Below are 18,602 nucleotides of genomic sequence, written 5' to 3' on the forward strand. Positions count from 1 at the left end.
TTTGATTAGTGCTCACGCGTCGCACGGAAATCAATATCAGGGAAACGCTCTTTCGCCAAGTTTAAGTTCACCATTGTTGGCGCAATATACGTTAGGTTATCGCCCCCATCTAACGCTAGGTTAGCTTGATTTTTACGCTGGAAATCATCCAATTTCTTCGCATCATCACATTCTACCCAGCGAGCAGTAGCCACGTTTACACTTTCGTAAACGCCTTCTACATTGTATTCAGACTTCAGACGCGCAACAACGACATCAAACTGAAGCACACCAACCGCACCAACGATCAGATCGTTGTTTTGTAGTGGACGGAATACCTGTACCGCACCTTCTTCAGATAGCTGAACCAGACCTTTCAGTAGCTGCTTCTGCTTCAATGGATCTTTCAGACGAATACGACGGAACAATTCCGGTGCGAAATTGGGAATGCCAGAGAACTTCAGTGACTCACCTTGCGTGAAGGTATCACCAATCTGGATAGTGCCGTGGTTATGTAAACCGATGATGTCACCTGCATAAGCGTGTTCTGCACGTGAACGGTCACCCGCCATAAAGGTGACTGCATCAGAAATACTCACTTGCTTGCCAAGACGAACGTGGTTCATCTTCATGCCTTGCGTGTAGGTCCCCGAGACAATCCGCATGAATGCGATACGGTCACGGTGTTTCGGATCCATATTCGCTTGGATCTTGAAAACAAAACCAGAGAACTTTTCTTCTGTCGCTTCGACTTCACGCTCAACCGCTTGACGCGTTTTCGGCGCTGGCGCCCACTCCGTCAAGCCATCCAGCATGTGATCCACACCAAAGTTACCTAATGCAGTACCGAAGTAAACCGGCGTTAAGTCACCCGTTAAAAACATTTCCAAATCAAATTCAGGACATGCTCCCATGACGAGTTCTATCTCTTCGCGAACGCTTGCCGCCAGATCCGTACCAACCTGCTCACCCAACTCTGGGTTGTCTAGACCTTTAATGATGCGAACTTCTTGGATCTCATGACCGTGACCAGACTCGTATAGGATCGTTTCATCACGGTGAATGTGATAAACCCCTTTAAATTCCTTACCACAGCCGATTGGCCATGTGATAGGCGCACACATCATGCCCAGTTCGTTTTCGACTTCGTCCAGTACTTCCATTGGATCACGAACGTCACGGTCAAGTTTGTTCATAAAGGTCACAATTGGCGTGTCACGCAGACGGGTCACTTCCATCAGCTTACGGGTACGATCCTCGACACCTTTCGCTGCATCGATAACCATCAAACACGAGTCGACTGCCGTCAGAGTACGGTATGTATCTTCCGAGAAGTCTTCGTGTCCAGGAGTATCCAATAAGTTTACCAGGCAATCATTGTAAGGGAACTGCATCACAGACGTGGTTACCGAGATACCCCGTTCCTTTTCCATTTCCATCCAGTCTGATTTTGCGTGCTGTGCATTACCACGGCCTTTAACCGTACCTGCTTTTTGAATCGCGTTTCCGAATAAAAGGACTTTTTCAGTAATGGTGGTTTTACCCGCATCCGGGTGAGAAATAATAGCGAACGTTCTACGTTTAGACACTTCGCTTAGAAAAGGTGTATTTGACATGAGACTGGTCTTCTTTGATGTCTGAATGCTTGCTCGAAATGCAAACACGCTTTTTAGATTCAATATTGCGCGGTATTCTCGCTTATTATTGCCTCAGGGGCAACTTCCCGAGCCATGCGCCTAGTAAAAGAAAAAGTAACTCATAATGATCGCATCTTCTTTTCCACTTCCCGTTTTCGCTGGGTAATAATTATAGCGTCGGTCCACTTCATTAAATCCGGCTTGCTCATAGATATAGATGGCAGCTTGGTTACTTTCTCTCACTTCCAGCCATATGCTCTCAGCTTTCGCCTGTTCGCATTGGTTTAGAAACGCATCCAACAGCTTTTGACCATAGCCTTTGCCTTGGTGTTGAGGCGCTATCGAAATGTTCAGTAATGTTACTTCACCAACAATATTCTGAGCATAGAAATAGCCCAACACCTCGTCCTTAGCAATCATGACATGATGGCACGCACCACGGCTTGATAAGTCACGAATTAAAGACTCGGCCCACGGGTGAGAATGCGCTTGCTGCTCGATTAGCCAAACTTGATCTAAGTGCTCCGCACGCATTGGCATTATTTCAATTGTCATTATTTACCTAAATATTTATGTGTAATACCAATTGCAGTAAAACGGGGAGCAATGGTTATTTGCTCGGATTATTATAAGAACAAATCTGTTGCCAAAGTGCGCGCTTTTGTGGGTTGTTGCCATCTATCTCTTTCAGTAATGGCGACGTTAGTCGTTTGGCATTGAGAAGAGTGGTTGCTTCGCACCCAGCAAACCACACCCACTCCAACTCATGTTTATCAAGGAGCGAAAGGCGTTCTGGTTCAAGATGCATTGCTTGGTCAAGCGTTAACTTCATACTCTTGAGGATTTTTTCAAACAAGATGACTGTCTCATTCTCAGGGCATACCGGAGAAACCAGCAGAAGCTTGCAAGAACTTGGTAAATCGACATTAGGCGCTTGATAACCAATCAGTCTATCAGGGTGAACCAACTCCCACGTGCTGATCCCCATTTCGTGTAAATATTGTTTCTCGTTAATTGACATTTTCCGTCACCTTTTTGAACAAGGCATCCTATCAAATAATCGCAATTATACCTAAAGGACTATCAAGATAGGGATAAATAGCATTATGACGTTAATGGGCTTGCTCACCAACGCCCTCCCTTAAAAACTTGGCAGCCTCTGGGTTTATAACAAGCAAAACTAAAACGTATTGAGATAACTTACTGTTATGAGGAAAACAAAAAGATCAACATGATAGGAGTAAACAAAGAAGTAAAAATAGGAAGGTAAAAACGACAAATTAGGCTAATTTTTGTATAAACCAAATCAAATAACAGCTCAATAGCCCGCTAAAAAGGCGGGCTATATTATTTACAATTCAGAAAATTCAGGGGCGTATTCAATACGACCAGAACGTCCTGCACATTGACCTTCGACCAACTCAGCGATACGAAATGCACCTTTAGGTGCGTCCCAAGCACATTCGAACCCCATTTCTTCACAAGGTTTAAACCCTTGGCGCGCATAATAGCTCGGACTTCCCAACACCACACACACTGGGTAACCAAAATCACGCAGTGATTCGAAACCTTCTTTGATCAATTCAGCGGCAATACCTTGTCGACGGTAATCTTGATGTACTGCCAATGGTGCTAGTCCTTGCCATGACAAATCTTCACCATTTAAAGTCACGGGGCTGAATAAAGCATGACCGATCACCTCTCCCTCATCGGTACATGCCACCAAAGAAAGTGTGAATTTGCTATTTTCACGCAAACGCATAACTAGATCGGCTTCAGCTTGCGTAGGAAAGGTGTGTTTCAATAAGCGGTCAATGGTAAGAATGTCCGCAGGGGCTTCAGTTCGAATAAGCATTCGCTACTCCGGTTGGTTGTGCAGGCGCTTGGATCCCTTTGTGAACAAGGTCAGCCAGTTGGTTTAAAGCTACTTGCATTGCTTTTGGTAACTGCTCTAAGTCGACACTGTCCATTAAGTTCTTCACTTCTAAGCCAAGCTCAGTATCACCTTCAATAGAAAGGCGACGCTGGAAGAACAGTGTATCAGGGTCTTCTTTACGACCAGCAATCAGTACTAGGTCGTTTAGGTTACCACTAAAACTCACATCTTCCTGAACTGGTTTTGCAGCCACTACCAATTTTTCACTTTGATAGCTGATGTACCATGCTAAGTTCAAGTCTTTAATCGCAACTTTTAACCACTTATCTTCAAGAAATTCAAAGTCACCATCTTCTAAGGCTTCTTTGAACACCATTTTAAGCCCTTCTAATAAGGCCTTTTGTTGAATAGGTCGTGGTAATAACTGGACAGGAGAGCGCAAAATGGTAGCTGCGTTCTTTACTAGTTGACTGCGAATCTTGTTTAACACGTGCATTATCCGTCACTTTATCATTAAATAATCCATAATACGCATTACGCAATATGGGTTCCTGTTATGTATCAATAAACGGTTCATTTTAATGATGATGGATTATTGCCCACTAATGCTGCTTTTTTTGAACTTACGTGTATTATTGATGTGAACAGATAGATAAATACTTTTATAACCGTATTTTCAAAGTTATAGTTATCAAAGCACATCCAAGTGATTGTCAACTGCCAAGTTCAATTAACTAGCCATTAAAAGCAAGAACTGCACAGTCTTGATAATAGGCTAAGGCTAGCTTGACGGGGTGTCGCTTTTTAGTACACGGACGAGTAATCTGGCTCATTGGAGATCGGTCATACCCTAATGCCTTCCCTGCAATTACAATATTGGTTTGCCACGCTAACCTCAAATAGCCCTTTCTTCTTTGCTATTCTTGATAAAAATCACAATTATCGGATGGTGAGTGATCGTTACTGCGATATTGCAGGGTTAAGTAATGAAGAAATGGTGGGGTTAAACGATTGCGAAGTGATGGGAGAGCAGTTTTATAAAAAGCTTGCGCCTTATTATCAACGCGCGTTTAAAGGGACCCATGTCGAAGCAGAAATCACGCTCGATGAAACCGTTCTTGAGACCAGCCTTCACTTTAGCCTATCGCCCGTCTTTGAGGGTAATGATATTCGGTTTGTGGTTTTCCATGCCGTTGATACTTCCGAAAAACAAATCTTAGTCCGTTCTTTAGAAGAAGCCGAAAGCAAGTTTGCTAAATTAACTCAACTATTGCCAGACGGCCTGTTACTGATCGAAGATGACGTCATCATATCAGCAAACCCTGCATCGGCACGCTTGCTAGGATTTCACTCTCCGCACGAATTATTAGGCGAAGAATTGAGCCGTCTATTCATCGATGAAAACACCAAGCAAGCGTTTAGCCATCGGTTAAGCACTCTAATTACAGATAAAACCTTTACCTGCTTAACTGGCGCAAGGTGCGGTTTTGAGCGTAAAGTGCAATTACATGCTGACTCGACAGCGATATTGGGGCGTGCATCCAAAATCATTCTGATCCAAGATGCCGATGAAACACCAAAGCATTTATCTTCCGCGTCTAATGAAGACGCGCACCTTGATTCGCTGACTAAACTATATAACCGTTTTGGCTTTAGTAAACGTCTTGAACTGCTTATTAAAAGTCAAACTCCGCTGCTGGTATTTTATTTAGATATCGATAACTTCAAAAACATCAACGACTCCTTAGGCCACCACATCGGTGACAAAGTGATTCAAGAAGTCTCGGCCCGTCTCAAACGATCGTTACCAAACCAAGCCATTATTGGTCACTTGGGGGGGGATGAGTTTGGCATTATCCTGCCAGAGCCAGAAAATACACGCATGGCCGAGATTCTATCAGAACGTATTATCGCTTTAATCAATCAGCCTTTTGATTTGCATCACTTCAGCAAACGCCTCGCGTGTTCGATTGGTAGCGTACGGTATCCCGAAGATGGACAAGACGCGCGAATATTGCTGCAAAATGCCGATACCGCCATGTATGAAGCAAAAGACCGTGGACGCAACCGTCTGATAAAGTTTAACGATCAGATGAACAAAGAAGCGCGTATGCGTTTGTGGCTCGAGATTGAATTGCAAAAGGCCTTACAGCAAAATGGCTTAGAAGTGTGGTATCAACCAAAAGTCAACGCTCGTGATTTTAGCATCAATGGCGCCGAGGCCTTGGTGCGTTGGAAACACCCAGTTGAAGGCTGATATCAGCCCTGGCTCATTCATCCCCGTTGCCGAGCGAGCTGGGCTCATAGAGCATCTCGGGCGAGTGGTGATGCGTGAAGTGTTCAACACCGTTAAACGTTGGAAGCAGCAAGGCATTTTACCCGGTCGCATTGCCATCAACCTATCTCCAGAACAGTTTGGTAACCCTCAATTGATCGACTTTATGGAGAAGCTACTGCGTACAACCGAACTGGATCCAAGCTGCATCACCTTTGAACTAACGGAAAGTGCGGTAATGAGTGACAGCGAACACACGCTGCAAATGCTCAATGCAATAAAAAAGCTCGGCTTTGCCCTATCCATCGATGATTTTGGTACCGGTTATTCGTCTCTGTCTTATTTGGCTCGTTTTCCGATTGATGAGCTGAAAATCGATCGCGCCTTTATCAATGACATCGACACCTTAGCCAAACAAGTAACGGTAATTGAAAATATCATTAACTTAGGCAAATCTCTTGATTTAACAGTTGTTGCTGAAGGGGTTGAAACCCACCTGCAAGCCACATTGCTTTCCAATCTTCAGTGCAATTCGATTCAGGGCTTCCATTTTTACCGACCACAACCAAAACACGAAATTGAAGAATTGTTTGTCCAAAACCGTCGCCACAAAAACTAACTCCAGCCAAGTCCCCTTACTCTCAAGAGGTAAATCTCTACTTTATTGAACTAAACCTAACTTAGGTCAATTTAGCTATTAATAATTCTTCATAAAATGCGGACACCTTTTTATTCTCAATGATTGTGAACATATGGAACTCTTGTGTCCCGCGGGTAACCTGCCTGCGTTAAAAACCGCAATAGATTGCGGTGCAGATGCCGTTTACATTGGCTTCAAAGACGATACCAACGCTCGTCACTTTGCTGGTCTAAACTTTAACGGCAAAAAGTTAGAAAAAGCGGTACAGTACGTTCACGACCGCAACAAGAAAATTCACGTCGCGTTGAACACCTTTGCCCATCCTAATGGCTTTGAACGCTGGACTAACGCGGTAGATAATGCGGCTGCACTCGGTGTTGATGCGTTGATTGTCGCTGACATTGCAGTACTTGAATACGCCGCTCGAAAATACCCTCAGATTGAACTGCACCTTTCTGTACAAGCTTCCGTAACCAACGTTGCAGCGATCAATTTTTACCAACAAAACTTCAACGTGAAACGCGTGGTTCTGCCCCGCGTACTGTCGATCCATCAGGTAAAACAACTCTCACGCAACGTCACCAGCGGTGTTGAACTTGAAGTTTTTGCGTTTGGTAGTTTATGCATCATGTCGGAAGGTCGTTGCTATCTTTCGTCATACATGACTGGTGAGTCACCAAACACTGTGGGCGCATGCTCTCCTGCCAAGTATGTTCGTTGGCAAGAAACCGAACAAGGGCTTGAATCACGCTTGAACAATATCCTTATAGATCGTTACTGCGCAGGTGAAAACGCTGGTTACCCTACACTGTGTAAAGGACGCTTCGAGGCCGAAATTGAAGGTGAGAAAAAACGCTACCACGCATTAGAAGAGCCAACCAGTTTGAACACCCTTTCCATGTTGCCTGAATTATTCGCGGCAAACGTCGCGTCAGTGAAAATTGAAGGCCGTCAGCGCAGCCCAGCTTATGTAGAACAAGTGACCCGAACATGGCGTGCGGCAATTGACCGCTACCAAACCAATCCAGCGGCTTACCAAGTTGAAGCCGCATGGGATGCGACACTCGCAAATGTATCGGAAGGAACGCAAACCACCTTAGGTGCTTACCACCGTAAATGGCAGTAGAGGTTAAGATGGATAACTCAATGAAATACGCACTTGGCCCACTACTCTATTTTTGGCCAAAACAAGATGTAGAAGCCTTCTACCAACAAGCAAAACACAGTTCTGCGGACATTATTTACTTAGGTGAGTCAGTGTGCTCTAAACGCAGAGAGATGAAACCAGCCCACTGGTTGGAAATCGCCAAAGACTTATCAGCATCAGGTAAGCAAGTCGTGATCTCTACGATGGCGCTACTAGAAGCACCGAGTGAAGTAAACATCATGAAGAAGTACATCGATAACGGTGACTTCGCCATAGAAGCCAATGACGTATCGGCGGTTCAATTGGCATCTGAGCATAAAGTACCTTTCGTCGTTGGACCTGCAATCAATACTTATAATGCACACACGCTAAAATTATTTTTGAAGCAAGGTATGATTCGCTGGTGCATGCCTGTCGAGCTCTCTCGCGAATGGTTAAGCGATACTTTAATTCAGTGTGATGAGCTTGGTATTCGCAACAAATTTGAAGTTGAGGTATTTAGCCACGGTTATTTACCTTTAGCTTATTCCGCTCGCTGTTTCACAGCCCGAGCTGAAAACCGAGCTAAAGACGATTGCGAAACTTGCTGTATCAAATACCCTACGGGTATCCAGGTCAGTAGCCAAGAAGGACAGGAAGTCTTTAATCTTAACGGCATTCAGACACAGTCAGGATATTGTTACAATCTGATCAATGACTTACCAAGTATGAAAGGGCTGGTTGATGTGGTCCGCTTAAGTCCTCTCGGTGTGAGCACGCTTTCTGAGTTAGAGCATTTCCGTTCCAACGAAAATAACGAACATCCAGAAAAACTTGAAAGCCGTCAATGCAACGGTTACTGGCATCAATTGGCTGGGCTGGAAGTGAAAATTATTTAACGGAAAACAAAAAGCGAGGCTATAGCCTCGCTTTCCTACCTCTATACCCATTTAACAAATTGGTGCACTTGGTTCAGCCGAGCTTTCATGCAGTAGTTTCTTCACATCACGCCATAACATACTGACCACCACCAAACTCAATGCAATATTGGATAACGGGAAGGCAAGCCAAATACCTGTCACTCCGAATATTTTTGGCATAATGAATAAGAATGGTAGCTGGACTAACATATTACCAAGTGTCACAAACATCGCTTTACTGCCTTTGTTAACCGACTGGTAGTAAGCCGCTGCCACGACTAAGAATCCATCTAAAAACAGAGCAAACATATGTAAGCGAATCCCCATGACAGTACTTTTAATTAGTTGCTGATCGGCATGATTAAACACTGAAACCAGTTCATACGGGAAGATATTCATAAAAATAACAAATACCACGCCACCAAGTACGGAAGTGCCCATCGCAATTTGCAGTAACTTTCTAATATTTTCTTGATTACGTGCTCCGTGGTTAAAACTCACCAACGGCTGCATACCACTGGCAATACCTTCTGCAATCAGGTAATAAACCGTCACAATATAACCCAATATCGCGTAAGCCCCGATTAACACTGTACTTCCATACTGAGCAAATAACGCGTTATGAAGTGCCACCATAACGGAGCCATAAGCGTACATAAAGAAACTTGAGGTACCAATCGCCAATATCTTTGGAACCACAGCAAGTTTTATTGTTAAGTCCTTGATGCTCAAACGCAACTTAGCTTTTGAAGTAAAGAAATAACCCACACCAAGCACGGTAACCACCAATTGAGCGAGTGCAGTAGCAATGGCCGCTCCAGTTAACTCCCACCCCAACCAAGCAATAAATACGTAGTCTAATACAATATTAATGACGGCACCGATGATCATCAACATCGTTGCTAAGTTCGGGCTGTCGTCATTGCGTAACAGGAACGGAACCGCGATAGAGCCTAGCGTAAATACGCACGCGACAATCAGAACATGCAGATATTGCAGCGCGAGTTCAAACACTCGCCCTTCCGCTCCCTGCCAGCGAATAAATTCATCGGAAAAATAGAACAATATGGTAGCAACAACAGGCATCAATACCGCTAACAACACCAATCCGGTCGTTAAAATACGCTTCGCGCTCTCATGATCGTTTTCTCCTTGCTTAATCGAAGTTAGCGCACCTGTACCAACTCCAATCATCATCCCTATACCGAGGATAGAACCGATGATCGGCCACGCAACATTGATCCCTGCTAATCCGTCAGCACCAACATAACGGCCAATAAAAATGCCATCAACTACCTGATACAAACCATTCACGAGCATTGCAGCGACGGTTGGAATCGTATATTTCCAAAACTGTCTATAAATTGAGTTTTGCATGACTGCCACCAATAGTTAGCCTTGCTAATCATTTAATTAGCAAGGCTAACTAAATGATTAAATTAAATGATGATAAAGTGAAACACCAAAGACTGATTCGTAAAGTTGGGCCTCTGATTTATATTAAAATGACTTATTGCTCAACGCTTTATTCAGTAAAGCTTGTAACTGACCAGCTTCTTGCTGATTTAATTGTTGCATCATTTGTTCAGAGATGTCTTTGTAAACCACCTGCTCTAAAGACATTTTTTCTGCAACGTCCTCTGTAAGCAAAACACGCTTTGAACGAGCATCTTCATTACATGCAATACGTTTGACCAAACCTTTTTTTTCCAAACGGACAACCATCGTCGATGCAGATGGTTTAGTGACTTGTAACTCGTCTGCAAGATCCGTGATTCGCACGCCTTCGGGGTGCACTTGAATCACACGTAAATAATCGAACTCATTAAAGCTTAAGTGTGATAATGGATCTTCTTTGGCATACACACGCCAAGCTTTAGCGCAAAAACGCTCTAGATCTATCAAACTTTCTTCTAATGCCATAAAAGTCACTACCACTTAGTTAGCAAGACTAACTATTTTAATCGTGACCGCCCCTAAGTTCAATCATAAAAAAACCGCTCTCATTAAGCGGCTCTATATCATTCGATTTCTTGCTGACCAGCAGCTTTTAACTGAGCAAGTTTATCTTGCTGTAATTGATCGTAGATTTGCGCCAGTTCCAAGAAGGAATATCGGTGTTCTACGTAGTCGTAAACATTGAAAGAAATCGCGAGCTTATACAGAGAGATTGCGCTTGCGATGTCACCTTCAAGTTGATTACGTTTTCCAAGGTAAAAGTAAGTTTCTGTCAATCTTTCAGCAAGACGATAGTTCTCCCTAGTTCCATCCATGATGGCTTTCAATGCGTCTTCATCTGAGACATCACGCAGCATTATAGCCACGAGAACCCATCCCCACTCTTCACTACGATCGCGCAGGTAACGCTGCTGAAGATTGGCTTTTGCTTGTTCAGGATTTAGCTCGGCTTCGATAATGTATAACCATAAAGAACGAAATGGGTCTGTCGGCATTTCTTGGTAATGCTTGGTCATATCTTCCAAAGCAAGGTCAATTCTGCCGCCGTAATATAATGCGACCGCACGATTACGCTCAGCATAAGTATTATCAGGCGCTAACTCTATCGTCGAGTCAAAGGCTTCATAGGCGGCATCAAACTCACCAACTTGGGTGAAATATATTCCCAATAAATTGAAAATATCCGGCTGAGCCGGGTTCAACTGTAAAGACTGGTTAAAGTCCAAACGAGCAAGATCACGCAAACCAACACTATCGTAGTAGCTTCCACGCTCATAATGCATTTTGGCACGCACTTCATCATTGAGATCAGGGCGCTGTAAAAGCTGTGATAAACGCGCAATTTGTACTTCTTGTTGAACGCTAGGTTGCAGTGGTACCGCCATTGGTGGGTAAAGCCACTTTTGTGCTAATTGCTGAGAAGTATTTACACAACCGGTCAGCGCGATAGCAACACATAAACTTGCGGTTTGAAACCATTTCACTAATTGATACTCCTGTTTGGACCGCTCAAGGTTTGTTTCTTTTAATGCTCTATAGGATTTAACCTCGTGCGAGGTTAAGCACAGAGAAGCAAACTAAAAAAAGGGGAGCGAAAATGCTCCCCTTTTATAACATGCTTTCAGGCTCTTGATCTAATAAAAGGCCGAAAGTCTCACTTTGGATTACTCGTCTTTTGCTGCAGGAGCTTCTGCTACAGCTTCTTCAACAGGCTTCTCTACCGCTTCTTTCATGCTTAGACGAACACGGCCTTGACGGTCAATCTCAAGAACTTTAACTTGAACTTCTTGACCTTCAGCGAGGTAGTCCGACACTTTCTCAACGCGTTTTTCAGCAATTTGAGAGATATGAACGAGACCATCTTTACCAGGAAGAACCGTTACGAATGCACCAAAATCAGCAAGACGTGCCACTTTACCTGTGTAGATACGACCGACTTCAACTTCAGCAGTGATCTCTTCGATACGACGAATCGCTTCTTTCGCAGCTGTACCTTCAGTCGCCGCAATCTTGATCGTACCGTCGTCTTCAATTTCGATAGTTGTCCCTGTCTCTTCTGTTAGAGCTCGGATAACTGCACCACCTTTACCGATAACGTCTTTGATCTTCTCAGAGCTGATCTTCATTGTGTGAATGCGTGGAGCAAACTCAGAGATATCGTCACGAGCACCAGAAATCGCTTCATCCATTACAGATAGGATATGCTTACGTGCACCTTGTGCTTGGTTCAGCGCAATTTGCATGATTTCTTTAGTGATACCTTCGATCTTGATGTCCATTTGAAGTGCAGTGATACCAGTGTTAGTACCTGCTACTTTAAAGTCCATATCACCTAGGTGGTCTTCGTCACCGAGGATGTCAGAAAGAACAACAAAATCGTCGCCTTCTTTAACAAGACCCATTGCAATACCTGCAACAGATGCTTTGATTGGCACACCTGCGTCCATAAGCGCAAGAGAAGTACCACATACAGAAGCCATTGAAGATGAACCGTTAGATTCTGTGATTTCCGATACAACACGTATTGTGTATGGGAATTCATCAACCGATGGCATTACTGCCGCAATACCGCGTTTCGCGAGTTTACCGTGGCCGATTTCACGACGCTTAGGTGAACCTACAAAACCAGTTTCACCTACACAGTATGGAGGGAAGTTGTAGTGTAGTAGGAAATGAGATTTCTTCTCGCCGGTTAGCTCATCAATAATTTGAGCATCACGTTGAGTACCTAAAGTTGCTGTCACTAGAGCCTGAGTTTCACCACGAGTGAATAGAGCGCTGCCGTGGGTACGTGGAAGAACGCCAGTGCGTACGTCTAGCGCACGAACCATGTCTTTCTCACGACCGTCGATACGTGGGTTACCAGCAATGATGCGACCACGTACAACGTTTTTCTCAAGAGAACCAAGCATCTTCTTGATTTCCATCTCGTCTTGCTCTTCGTCTTCAGCAAGAATTGCTGCAATAACGTCAGACTTGATAGCACCTACTTGCTCGTAACGAGCCATTTTTTCAGTGATTTGATACGCTTCTGTCAGACGTGTTTCTGCAAGCTCAGTGATTTTCGCTTTAAGTCCAGTGTTGACTGCTGGCGCCTCCCACTCCCAAGCTGGAGCGGCAACTTCAGCTTTGAACTCGTTGATAGCGTTGATAACAACTTGCTGTTGGTCGTGACCGTAAACCACAGCGGCTAGCATTTGTTCTTCAGTTAAATTATCCGCTTCAGATTCAACCATTAGTACTGCTGATTCTGTACCCGCAACAACTAAGTCAAGAAGAGAGGTTTCTAACTCAGTTTGGCTTGGGTTTAGAACAAGTTGACCGTCAATGTGACCAACACGTGCCGAACCAATAGGACCGTTGAACGGAATACCAGAGATAGCAAGCGCTGCAGATGTACCAATCATTGTTGGGATGTCTGGCTGAACATCTGGATTAACCGATACTACCGTTGCAATTACTTGTACTTCATTCTTGAAACCCTCTGGGAATAGAGGGCGAATTGGACGGTCGATTAAACGAGCCGTTAGCGTTTCACCTTCAGAAGGTCGACCTTCGCGTTTAAAGAAGCCACCAGGAATCTTACCCGCAGCGTAAGTACGCTCTTGGTAATTGACCGTTAGTGGGAAAAAGTCTTGACCTGGAGAAGCTTCTTTCTTGCCTACAACTGAAACGAATACGGCTGTATCGTCCATTGTAACCATTACTGCGGCCGTAGCTTGACGTGCGATAACGCCAGTCTCTAGAGTAACTGTGTGATTACCGTACTGGAACGTTTTAACAACTGGTTTTTCGAACATTATTATTCCTTGTTTCTAATCTTCCCTTAATAAATAAGGGAATCTTAGAGTGTGTTAATTGACACTCAAGCATTACGAATCGCGACTAGTAAAAAGAAACTCGAAAATTCCTTTTGAATAGTCGCGACCTTTTGGTCGACGTGGTTGACTGTAATGCAATGAGCTTTTTGTGGAAATCTCTTACGAGATTTAGCCGCCAGTATTATAACGGCATTAGTCGGATTTGGCTAAATTTAGGCAACAAAAAAGGGGCATAAAGCCCCTTTTTAGACAAACTGCTATGCGGTCGCTATTAGCGACGTAGGCCTAGACGTTTGATTAGGTCTTGGTAGCGAGCTAGATTTTTACCTTTAAGGTAGTCTAGAAGCTTACGACGACGAGAAACCATGCGTAGAAGACCACGACGGCTGTGGTGATCGCCTTTATGCGCTTTGAAGTGACCTTGTAGATGGTTGATAGAAGCGGTAAGTAGAGCTACTTGAACTTCTGGTGAACCAGTGTCGCCTTCGCCTTGTGCGTAGTCTGCAACGATTGCTGCTTTAGTTTCTGCATTCAGAGACATCATTCTCTCCTAATAAGAGTAAGTTAGTATTTGTGTCAGCCAATCTCTGATTCAGCCGACACGAGAATCGCGAATTATAGGGAAGTTTCCTATCTCGTGCAATATAAAAATACCGGCAATTAGGTCGATATTTCCTATCGTTTAGTCGGGTGTCACCTCATCACGAAAAACGACCAGTCGCTTAGGCGCAATCTTACCGTCTTCGCTCATCTCACCAACACCAATAAACACACGCTCTTCTCCCATCGTCAGGCGAAGAGGGCCTTCTGTAGGAGCACCAAAAACTTGAACTGGTTGACCATGCTGAACCATATCAGCAAGATCGGGGACCAAATTCACTTCAGGCAAGTCTTCGACTGCAGTATCCATTGGTAAAAGCAACGGATCTAACAATTCTCGAGGCGTTTTTTCTTCACGGTGCGCCTGATCTAGCAACTCATTCAGTTGTTCAAGCGTCACCATGTTCTCGTAAGGGTATTTGGCCACTCCAGTACGTCGAAGCATGGTGACATGCGCGCCACAACCTAGCATTTCACCAAGGTCGTCAATAATGGTGCGGATGTAGGTGCCTTTTGAGCAATGCACTTCCATCTCAACTTCATCACCCTCAAAACGATGGAGGACGATTTCGTACACCGTGATTTTACGAGCTTCCCGTGGTACTTCAATACCTTGACGCGCATACTCATAAAGAGGTTTGCCTTGATATTTCAACGCCGAAAACATAGAGGGCACTTGATCAGACTCACCACGAAACTTCTCAATGCACACTTTAAGCTTTTCTTGATTGACATCGACAGGGCGAGTTTCAACAACTTCGCCGTCAGAGTCTGAGGTATTTGTGCGCTCACCAAGTTTCGCTATCACACGATAACGCTTGTCAGAATCCAAAAGGAATTGAGAAAACTTCGTCGCTTCCCCCAAGCAGATTGGCAACATGCCCGTCGCTAATGGGTCCAATGCTCCTGTATGACCTGCTTTCTCAGCAAAGTAGATTCGCTTTACTTTCTGCAGAGCATCATTGGAAGAGATACCGGTTGGTTTGTCCAACAGGATAACGCCATTAATTGGACGACCTTTACGACGACGAGCCATTAGTTATCTTCTCCACCCTGCTTTTGATCGTCTTCACGACCAGAATCTTCCTTTCTGCGCTTATCTTCACTGACGACCTCAGAAACAAGATTAGACATACGCATACCTTCAACAAGGGTATTGTCGTAGTAGAAACGGATTTCTGGTGTTAGACGTAAACGGATGCGTTTACCTAGCATCATACGAATATGGACTTCATGCTCACGAAGCGCTGCGAGACATGATTCTGGCGTTTGCTCGCCCACACAGAGGAAAGTAACAAATACTTTTGCGTAAGCAAGATCGCGAGAAACTTCTACGTCCGAGATCGTAACCATGCCTAGGCGTGAATCACGAACTTCACGTTGAAGGATCATCGCTAATTCTTTTTGCAGCTGCTGTGCAACGCGCTGCGTGCGGCTAAATTCTTTTGACATACCTTTACTCTTATATAGAAAGAATGGGGGGTTGGTCAAAGCCAGCCCCCCATGGTGTATTCAGCAACCAATTACTATTTATCTAAGGCGATATTAGTAATTTTAGTCCATTAGTCTAGAGTACGTTTAATCTCAATGATTTCAAACACTTCGATTTGGTCACCAACGCGAACGTCATTGTAGTTCTTAACGCCAATACCACACTCGTAGCCACTCTTAACTTCTTGAACGTCATCTTTAAAGCGACGAAGTGACTCTAGTTCACCTTCATAAATAACAACGTTATCACGTAGTACACGGATTGGGCTGTTACGCTTGATCACGCCTTCAGTAACCATACAACCGGCAATTGCACCCAATTTCGGTGACTTAAATACGTCACGTACTTGAGCAAGACCAATGATCTCTTGCTTGAATTCAGGAGCAAGCATACCGCCCATCGCCTGTTTAACTTCGTCAATCAATTGGTAAATGATTGAATAGTAACGCAGGTCAACCGCTGCCGTTTCAACTGCACGGCGAGCTGATGCGTCAGCACGTACGTTAAAGCCAAGAATAATCGCATTAGATGCTTCTGCAAGCACTACATCTGTCTCAGTAATACCGCCAACACCAGAACCAACAATGTTCACTTTAACTTCGTCAGTTGATAGTTTCACCAACGAGTCTGCAATCGCTTCTACAGAGCCTTGAACGTCTGCTTTCAATACCACGTTAAGCTCAGCAACTTCCCCAGCCGCCATGTTAGAGAACATGTTCTCTAGTTTCGACTTCTGTTGACGAGCAAGTTTCACGTCACGGAACTTACCAGCACGGTAGTTTGCAACTTCACGCGCTTTACGTTCATCACGTACAACCGTCACTTCATCACCTGAAGAAGGCACACCTGAAAGACCCAGGATCTCTACCGGTATTGAAGGGCCAGCTTGTGTGATTTCTTGACCTAATTCATCACGCATTGCACGAACACGACCGTATTCTTGTCCACAAAGAACGATATCGCCTTTGTTCAGCGTGCCTGATTGAACAAGGACTGTTGCAACGGGACCACGACCTTTATCTAGGCGAGACTCAACCACAACACCAGTTGCCATGCCTTCTTCCACAGCTTTAAGTTCAAGAACTTCAGACTGAAGAAGGATTGCTTCTAGAAGACCATCGATGTTTGTGCCCTGCTTCGCAGAGATGTGAACGAATATGTTCTCACCGCCCCACTCTTCAGGGATGACGTTGTATTGAGCAAGCTCATTCTTAACGTTATCTGGGTTCGCACCTTCTTTATCAATCTTGTTTACAGCAACAATCAAAGGAACACCTGCTGCTTTTGCGTGCTGGATGGCTTCAACTGTTTGTGGCATTACACCATCATCTGCTGCAACAACAAGAACAACGATATCTGTCGCTTGAGCACCACGAGCACGCATCGCAGTAAACGCCGCGTGTCCAGGAGTATCAAGGAAAGTAATCATGCCGTTACCAGTTTCAACGTGGTATGCACCTATGTGCTGTGTAATACCACCGGCTTCGCCTGATGCAACGTGTGTACGACGGATATAGTCGAGTGTTGACGTTTTACCATGATCAACGTGACCCATAATAGTCACGACTGGAGCACGAGGAACAGCTTCCGCGTTAACGTCACGATCAGACAACACCGCTTCTTCCAGTTCATTCTCTTTACGAAGAACGGCTTTGTGACCCATTTCTTCAGCCACGAGTTGCGCGGTTTCTTGGTCGATAACTTGGTTGATAGTCGCCATTGCGCCCATCTTCATCATTACTTTGATAACTTCAGTCGCTTTAACCGACATCTTGTTAGCAAGTTCTGATAATACAATTGTCTCGCCAATAACAACGTCTTGTTTAGCAACCGTTGCTGACTTATCAAAGCCATGTTGCATTGAGCTCGGTTTAGCAAGTTTGCCTTTACGACCTCTTCCGCCGCGTTGGTTACGACCACCGCGTGTTTTATCATCTCTACCTGAAGGTTTTTTCTTCTTACGACGACCAGCTTCTACTTTGCGATCTGCTTCATCTTCGGCTTCACGTGCGTATTGTGAAGTCGTTACATGGTAATCTGTATTTTCCATATCACCCTTTTTCTCTTCTGCAGCAGACCAACGCTCTTTATTCTTTTCAGCCAATTCGCGAGCTTCTTCAAGCTTGCGCTGACTTTCCTCTTCAGCCTTACGCTTAGCTTCTTCTTCCTGACGACGTTTAAGATCGTCGGCCTCTTTTCGCGCTGCTTCTTGCTTAATTTTCTCTTCAGCATTACGTTGTGCTTTTTTACCAGCATCACGTTGTGCATTCGTATCTACGTCTCGTTTCGCTTTTTCTGCAGCTTCACGTTTCGCTTTTTCTTCAGCGTCACGTTTTGCTGATTCTTCAGCCGCACGTTTTACAGCTTCTTCAGCTTCACGTTTTGCTGCTTCTTCAGCTGCACGTTTTGCTGCTTCTTCTGCTTCACGTTGTGCTGCTTCTTCAGCTTCACGTTTCGCTTCATCCTCAATTGTGCTGCGCTTTACGTATGTACGTTTTTTGCGCACCTCAACTTGAACATCCTTACTCTTTCCGCCACCCGCATTTACACTGAGTGTGCTGCGAGTTTTACGCTGTAGCGTAAGGCGAGTCGGCTCTGAATCACCAGATTTATCACCGTGTTCTTTCTTGAGATGAGAGAGAAGCTTTTGCTTCTCTTCATCTGTAACATTGTCAGAGCTCGCCTTTTTAATGCCAGCGTCAGCAAGTTGTTCAATCAAGCGGTCGACTGGCGTACCAATCTCATCACTCAGTGCTTTAACTGTTAATTGTGTCATGC

Annotated in this window: 15 protein-coding genes and 1 pseudogene; 3 read left to right on the forward strand and 13 right to left on the reverse strand. The window is 44.5% G+C overall.

The annotated features are described in order from the left end of the window. Positions 1 to 5 precede the first annotated feature (5 nt). The 5 genes from prfC to ubiT form a co-directional block, all read right to left on the reverse strand. Positions 6 to 1,595 (reverse strand): peptide chain release factor 3, encoded by a 1,590-nt coding sequence (gene prfC, locus AC3D28_RS07930; RefSeq protein WP_488534461.1) that lies wholly within the window; start codon positions 1,593 to 1,595, stop codon positions 6 to 8. A gap of 120 nt (positions 1,596 to 1,715) precedes the next feature. Further along, complete coding sequence (gene rimI, locus AC3D28_RS07935) at positions 1,716 to 2,171, reverse strand: ribosomal protein S18-alanine N-acetyltransferase (RefSeq protein ID WP_488534462.1); 456 nt, start codon at positions 2,169 to 2,171, stop codon at positions 1,716 to 1,718. 55 nt (positions 2,172 to 2,226) lie between these two features. Then, a complete protein-coding gene (locus tag AC3D28_RS07940) occupies positions 2,227 to 2,637 on the reverse strand; it encodes a DNA polymerase III subunit psi (RefSeq protein ID WP_488534463.1) in 411 nt (136 codons plus the stop codon). A gap of 330 nt (positions 2,638 to 2,967) precedes the next feature. Next, entirely contained in the window at positions 2,968 to 3,471 is a 504-nt protein-coding gene (locus AC3D28_RS07945; RefSeq protein ID WP_098414906.1) for a GNAT family N-acetyltransferase, read from the reverse strand. Next, positions 3,455 to 3,982, reverse strand: coding sequence for a ubiquinone anaerobic biosynthesis accessory factor UbiT (gene ubiT, locus AC3D28_RS07950; RefSeq protein WP_488534464.1), 528 nt, complete (start codon positions 3,980 to 3,982; stop codon positions 3,455 to 3,457). The genes AC3D28_RS07945 and ubiT overlap by 17 nt, the downstream gene beginning before the upstream one ends. A 363-nt stretch (positions 3,983 to 4,345) precedes the next feature. Here ubiT and AC3D28_RS07955 point away from each other — a divergent pair. From AC3D28_RS07955 to AC3D28_RS07965, 3 genes and pseudogenes are all read left to right on the forward strand, one after another. Next, positions 4,346 to 6,386: pseudogene (locus tag AC3D28_RS07955) on the forward strand (sensor domain-containing protein). A 133-nt stretch (positions 6,387 to 6,519) separates the two neighbouring features. Next, positions 6,520 to 7,533, forward strand: a complete 1,014-nt coding sequence (gene ubiU / locus AC3D28_RS07960; protein WP_488534465.1) for a ubiquinone anaerobic biosynthesis protein UbiU — start codon at positions 6,520 to 6,522, stop codon at positions 7,531 to 7,533. A 20-nt stretch (positions 7,534 to 7,553) separates the two neighbouring features. Beyond that, positions 7,554 to 8,432, forward strand: coding sequence for a U32 family peptidase (locus AC3D28_RS07965; protein ID WP_488536074.1), 879 nt, complete (start codon positions 7,554 to 7,556; stop codon positions 8,430 to 8,432). A 51-nt stretch (positions 8,433 to 8,483) separates the two neighbouring features. Here the strand turns inward: AC3D28_RS07965 and AC3D28_RS07970 are convergent, their stop codons facing one another. The 8 genes from AC3D28_RS07970 to infB all read right to left on the reverse strand — a co-directional run bounded on the left by AC3D28_RS07970 (position 8,484) and on the right by infB (position 18,600). Beyond that, positions 8,484 to 9,830, reverse strand: coding sequence for an MATE family efflux transporter (locus AC3D28_RS07970; RefSeq protein ID WP_488534466.1), 1,347 nt, complete (start codon positions 9,828 to 9,830; stop codon positions 8,484 to 8,486). A gap of 123 nt (positions 9,831 to 9,953) precedes the next feature. Further along, positions 9,954 to 10,376 carry a MarR family winged helix-turn-helix transcriptional regulator gene (locus AC3D28_RS07975; protein ID WP_488534467.1) on the reverse strand — a complete coding sequence of 141 codons (423 nt, stop codon included), beginning with the start codon at positions 10,374 to 10,376 and terminating at the stop codon, positions 9,954 to 9,956. 98 nt (positions 10,377 to 10,474) lie between these two features. Next, on the reverse strand, positions 10,475 to 11,395 hold the full coding sequence (gene nlpI / locus AC3D28_RS07980) for a lipoprotein NlpI (RefSeq protein WP_488534468.1): 921 nt from the start codon (positions 11,393 to 11,395) through the stop codon (positions 10,475 to 10,477). Between the two features lie 180 nt (positions 11,396 to 11,575). Continuing rightward, positions 11,576 to 13,711: a polyribonucleotide nucleotidyltransferase gene (gene pnp / locus AC3D28_RS07985; protein ID WP_098414899.1), complete on the reverse strand. Its 2,136-nt coding sequence runs from the start codon at positions 13,709 to 13,711 to the stop codon at positions 11,576 to 11,578. A 292-nt stretch (positions 13,712 to 14,003) separates the two neighbouring features. Next, positions 14,004 to 14,273: a 30S ribosomal protein S15 gene (gene rpsO / locus AC3D28_RS07990; RefSeq protein WP_098414898.1), complete on the reverse strand. Its 270-nt coding sequence runs from the start codon at positions 14,271 to 14,273 to the stop codon at positions 14,004 to 14,006. Positions 14,274 to 14,414: 141 nt separating this feature from the next. Continuing rightward, complete coding sequence (gene truB, locus AC3D28_RS07995; protein WP_488534469.1) at positions 14,415 to 15,368, reverse strand: tRNA pseudouridine(55) synthase TruB; 954 nt, start codon at positions 15,366 to 15,368, stop codon at positions 14,415 to 14,417. Continuing rightward, positions 15,368 to 15,784, reverse strand: a complete 417-nt coding sequence (gene rbfA, locus AC3D28_RS08000) for a 30S ribosome-binding factor RbfA (protein WP_488534470.1) — start codon at positions 15,782 to 15,784, stop codon at positions 15,368 to 15,370. Before rbfA ends, truB begins: the two co-directional genes overlap by 1 nt. A 110-nt stretch (positions 15,785 to 15,894) precedes the next feature. Next, on the reverse strand, positions 15,895 to 18,600 hold the full coding sequence (gene infB, locus AC3D28_RS08005) for a translation initiation factor IF-2 (RefSeq protein WP_488534471.1): 2,706 nt from the start codon (positions 18,598 to 18,600) through the stop codon (positions 15,895 to 15,897). Positions 18,601 to 18,602 lie beyond the last annotated feature (2 nt).

The organism is Vibrio sp. TAP-3B (genome assembly GCF_057784735.1).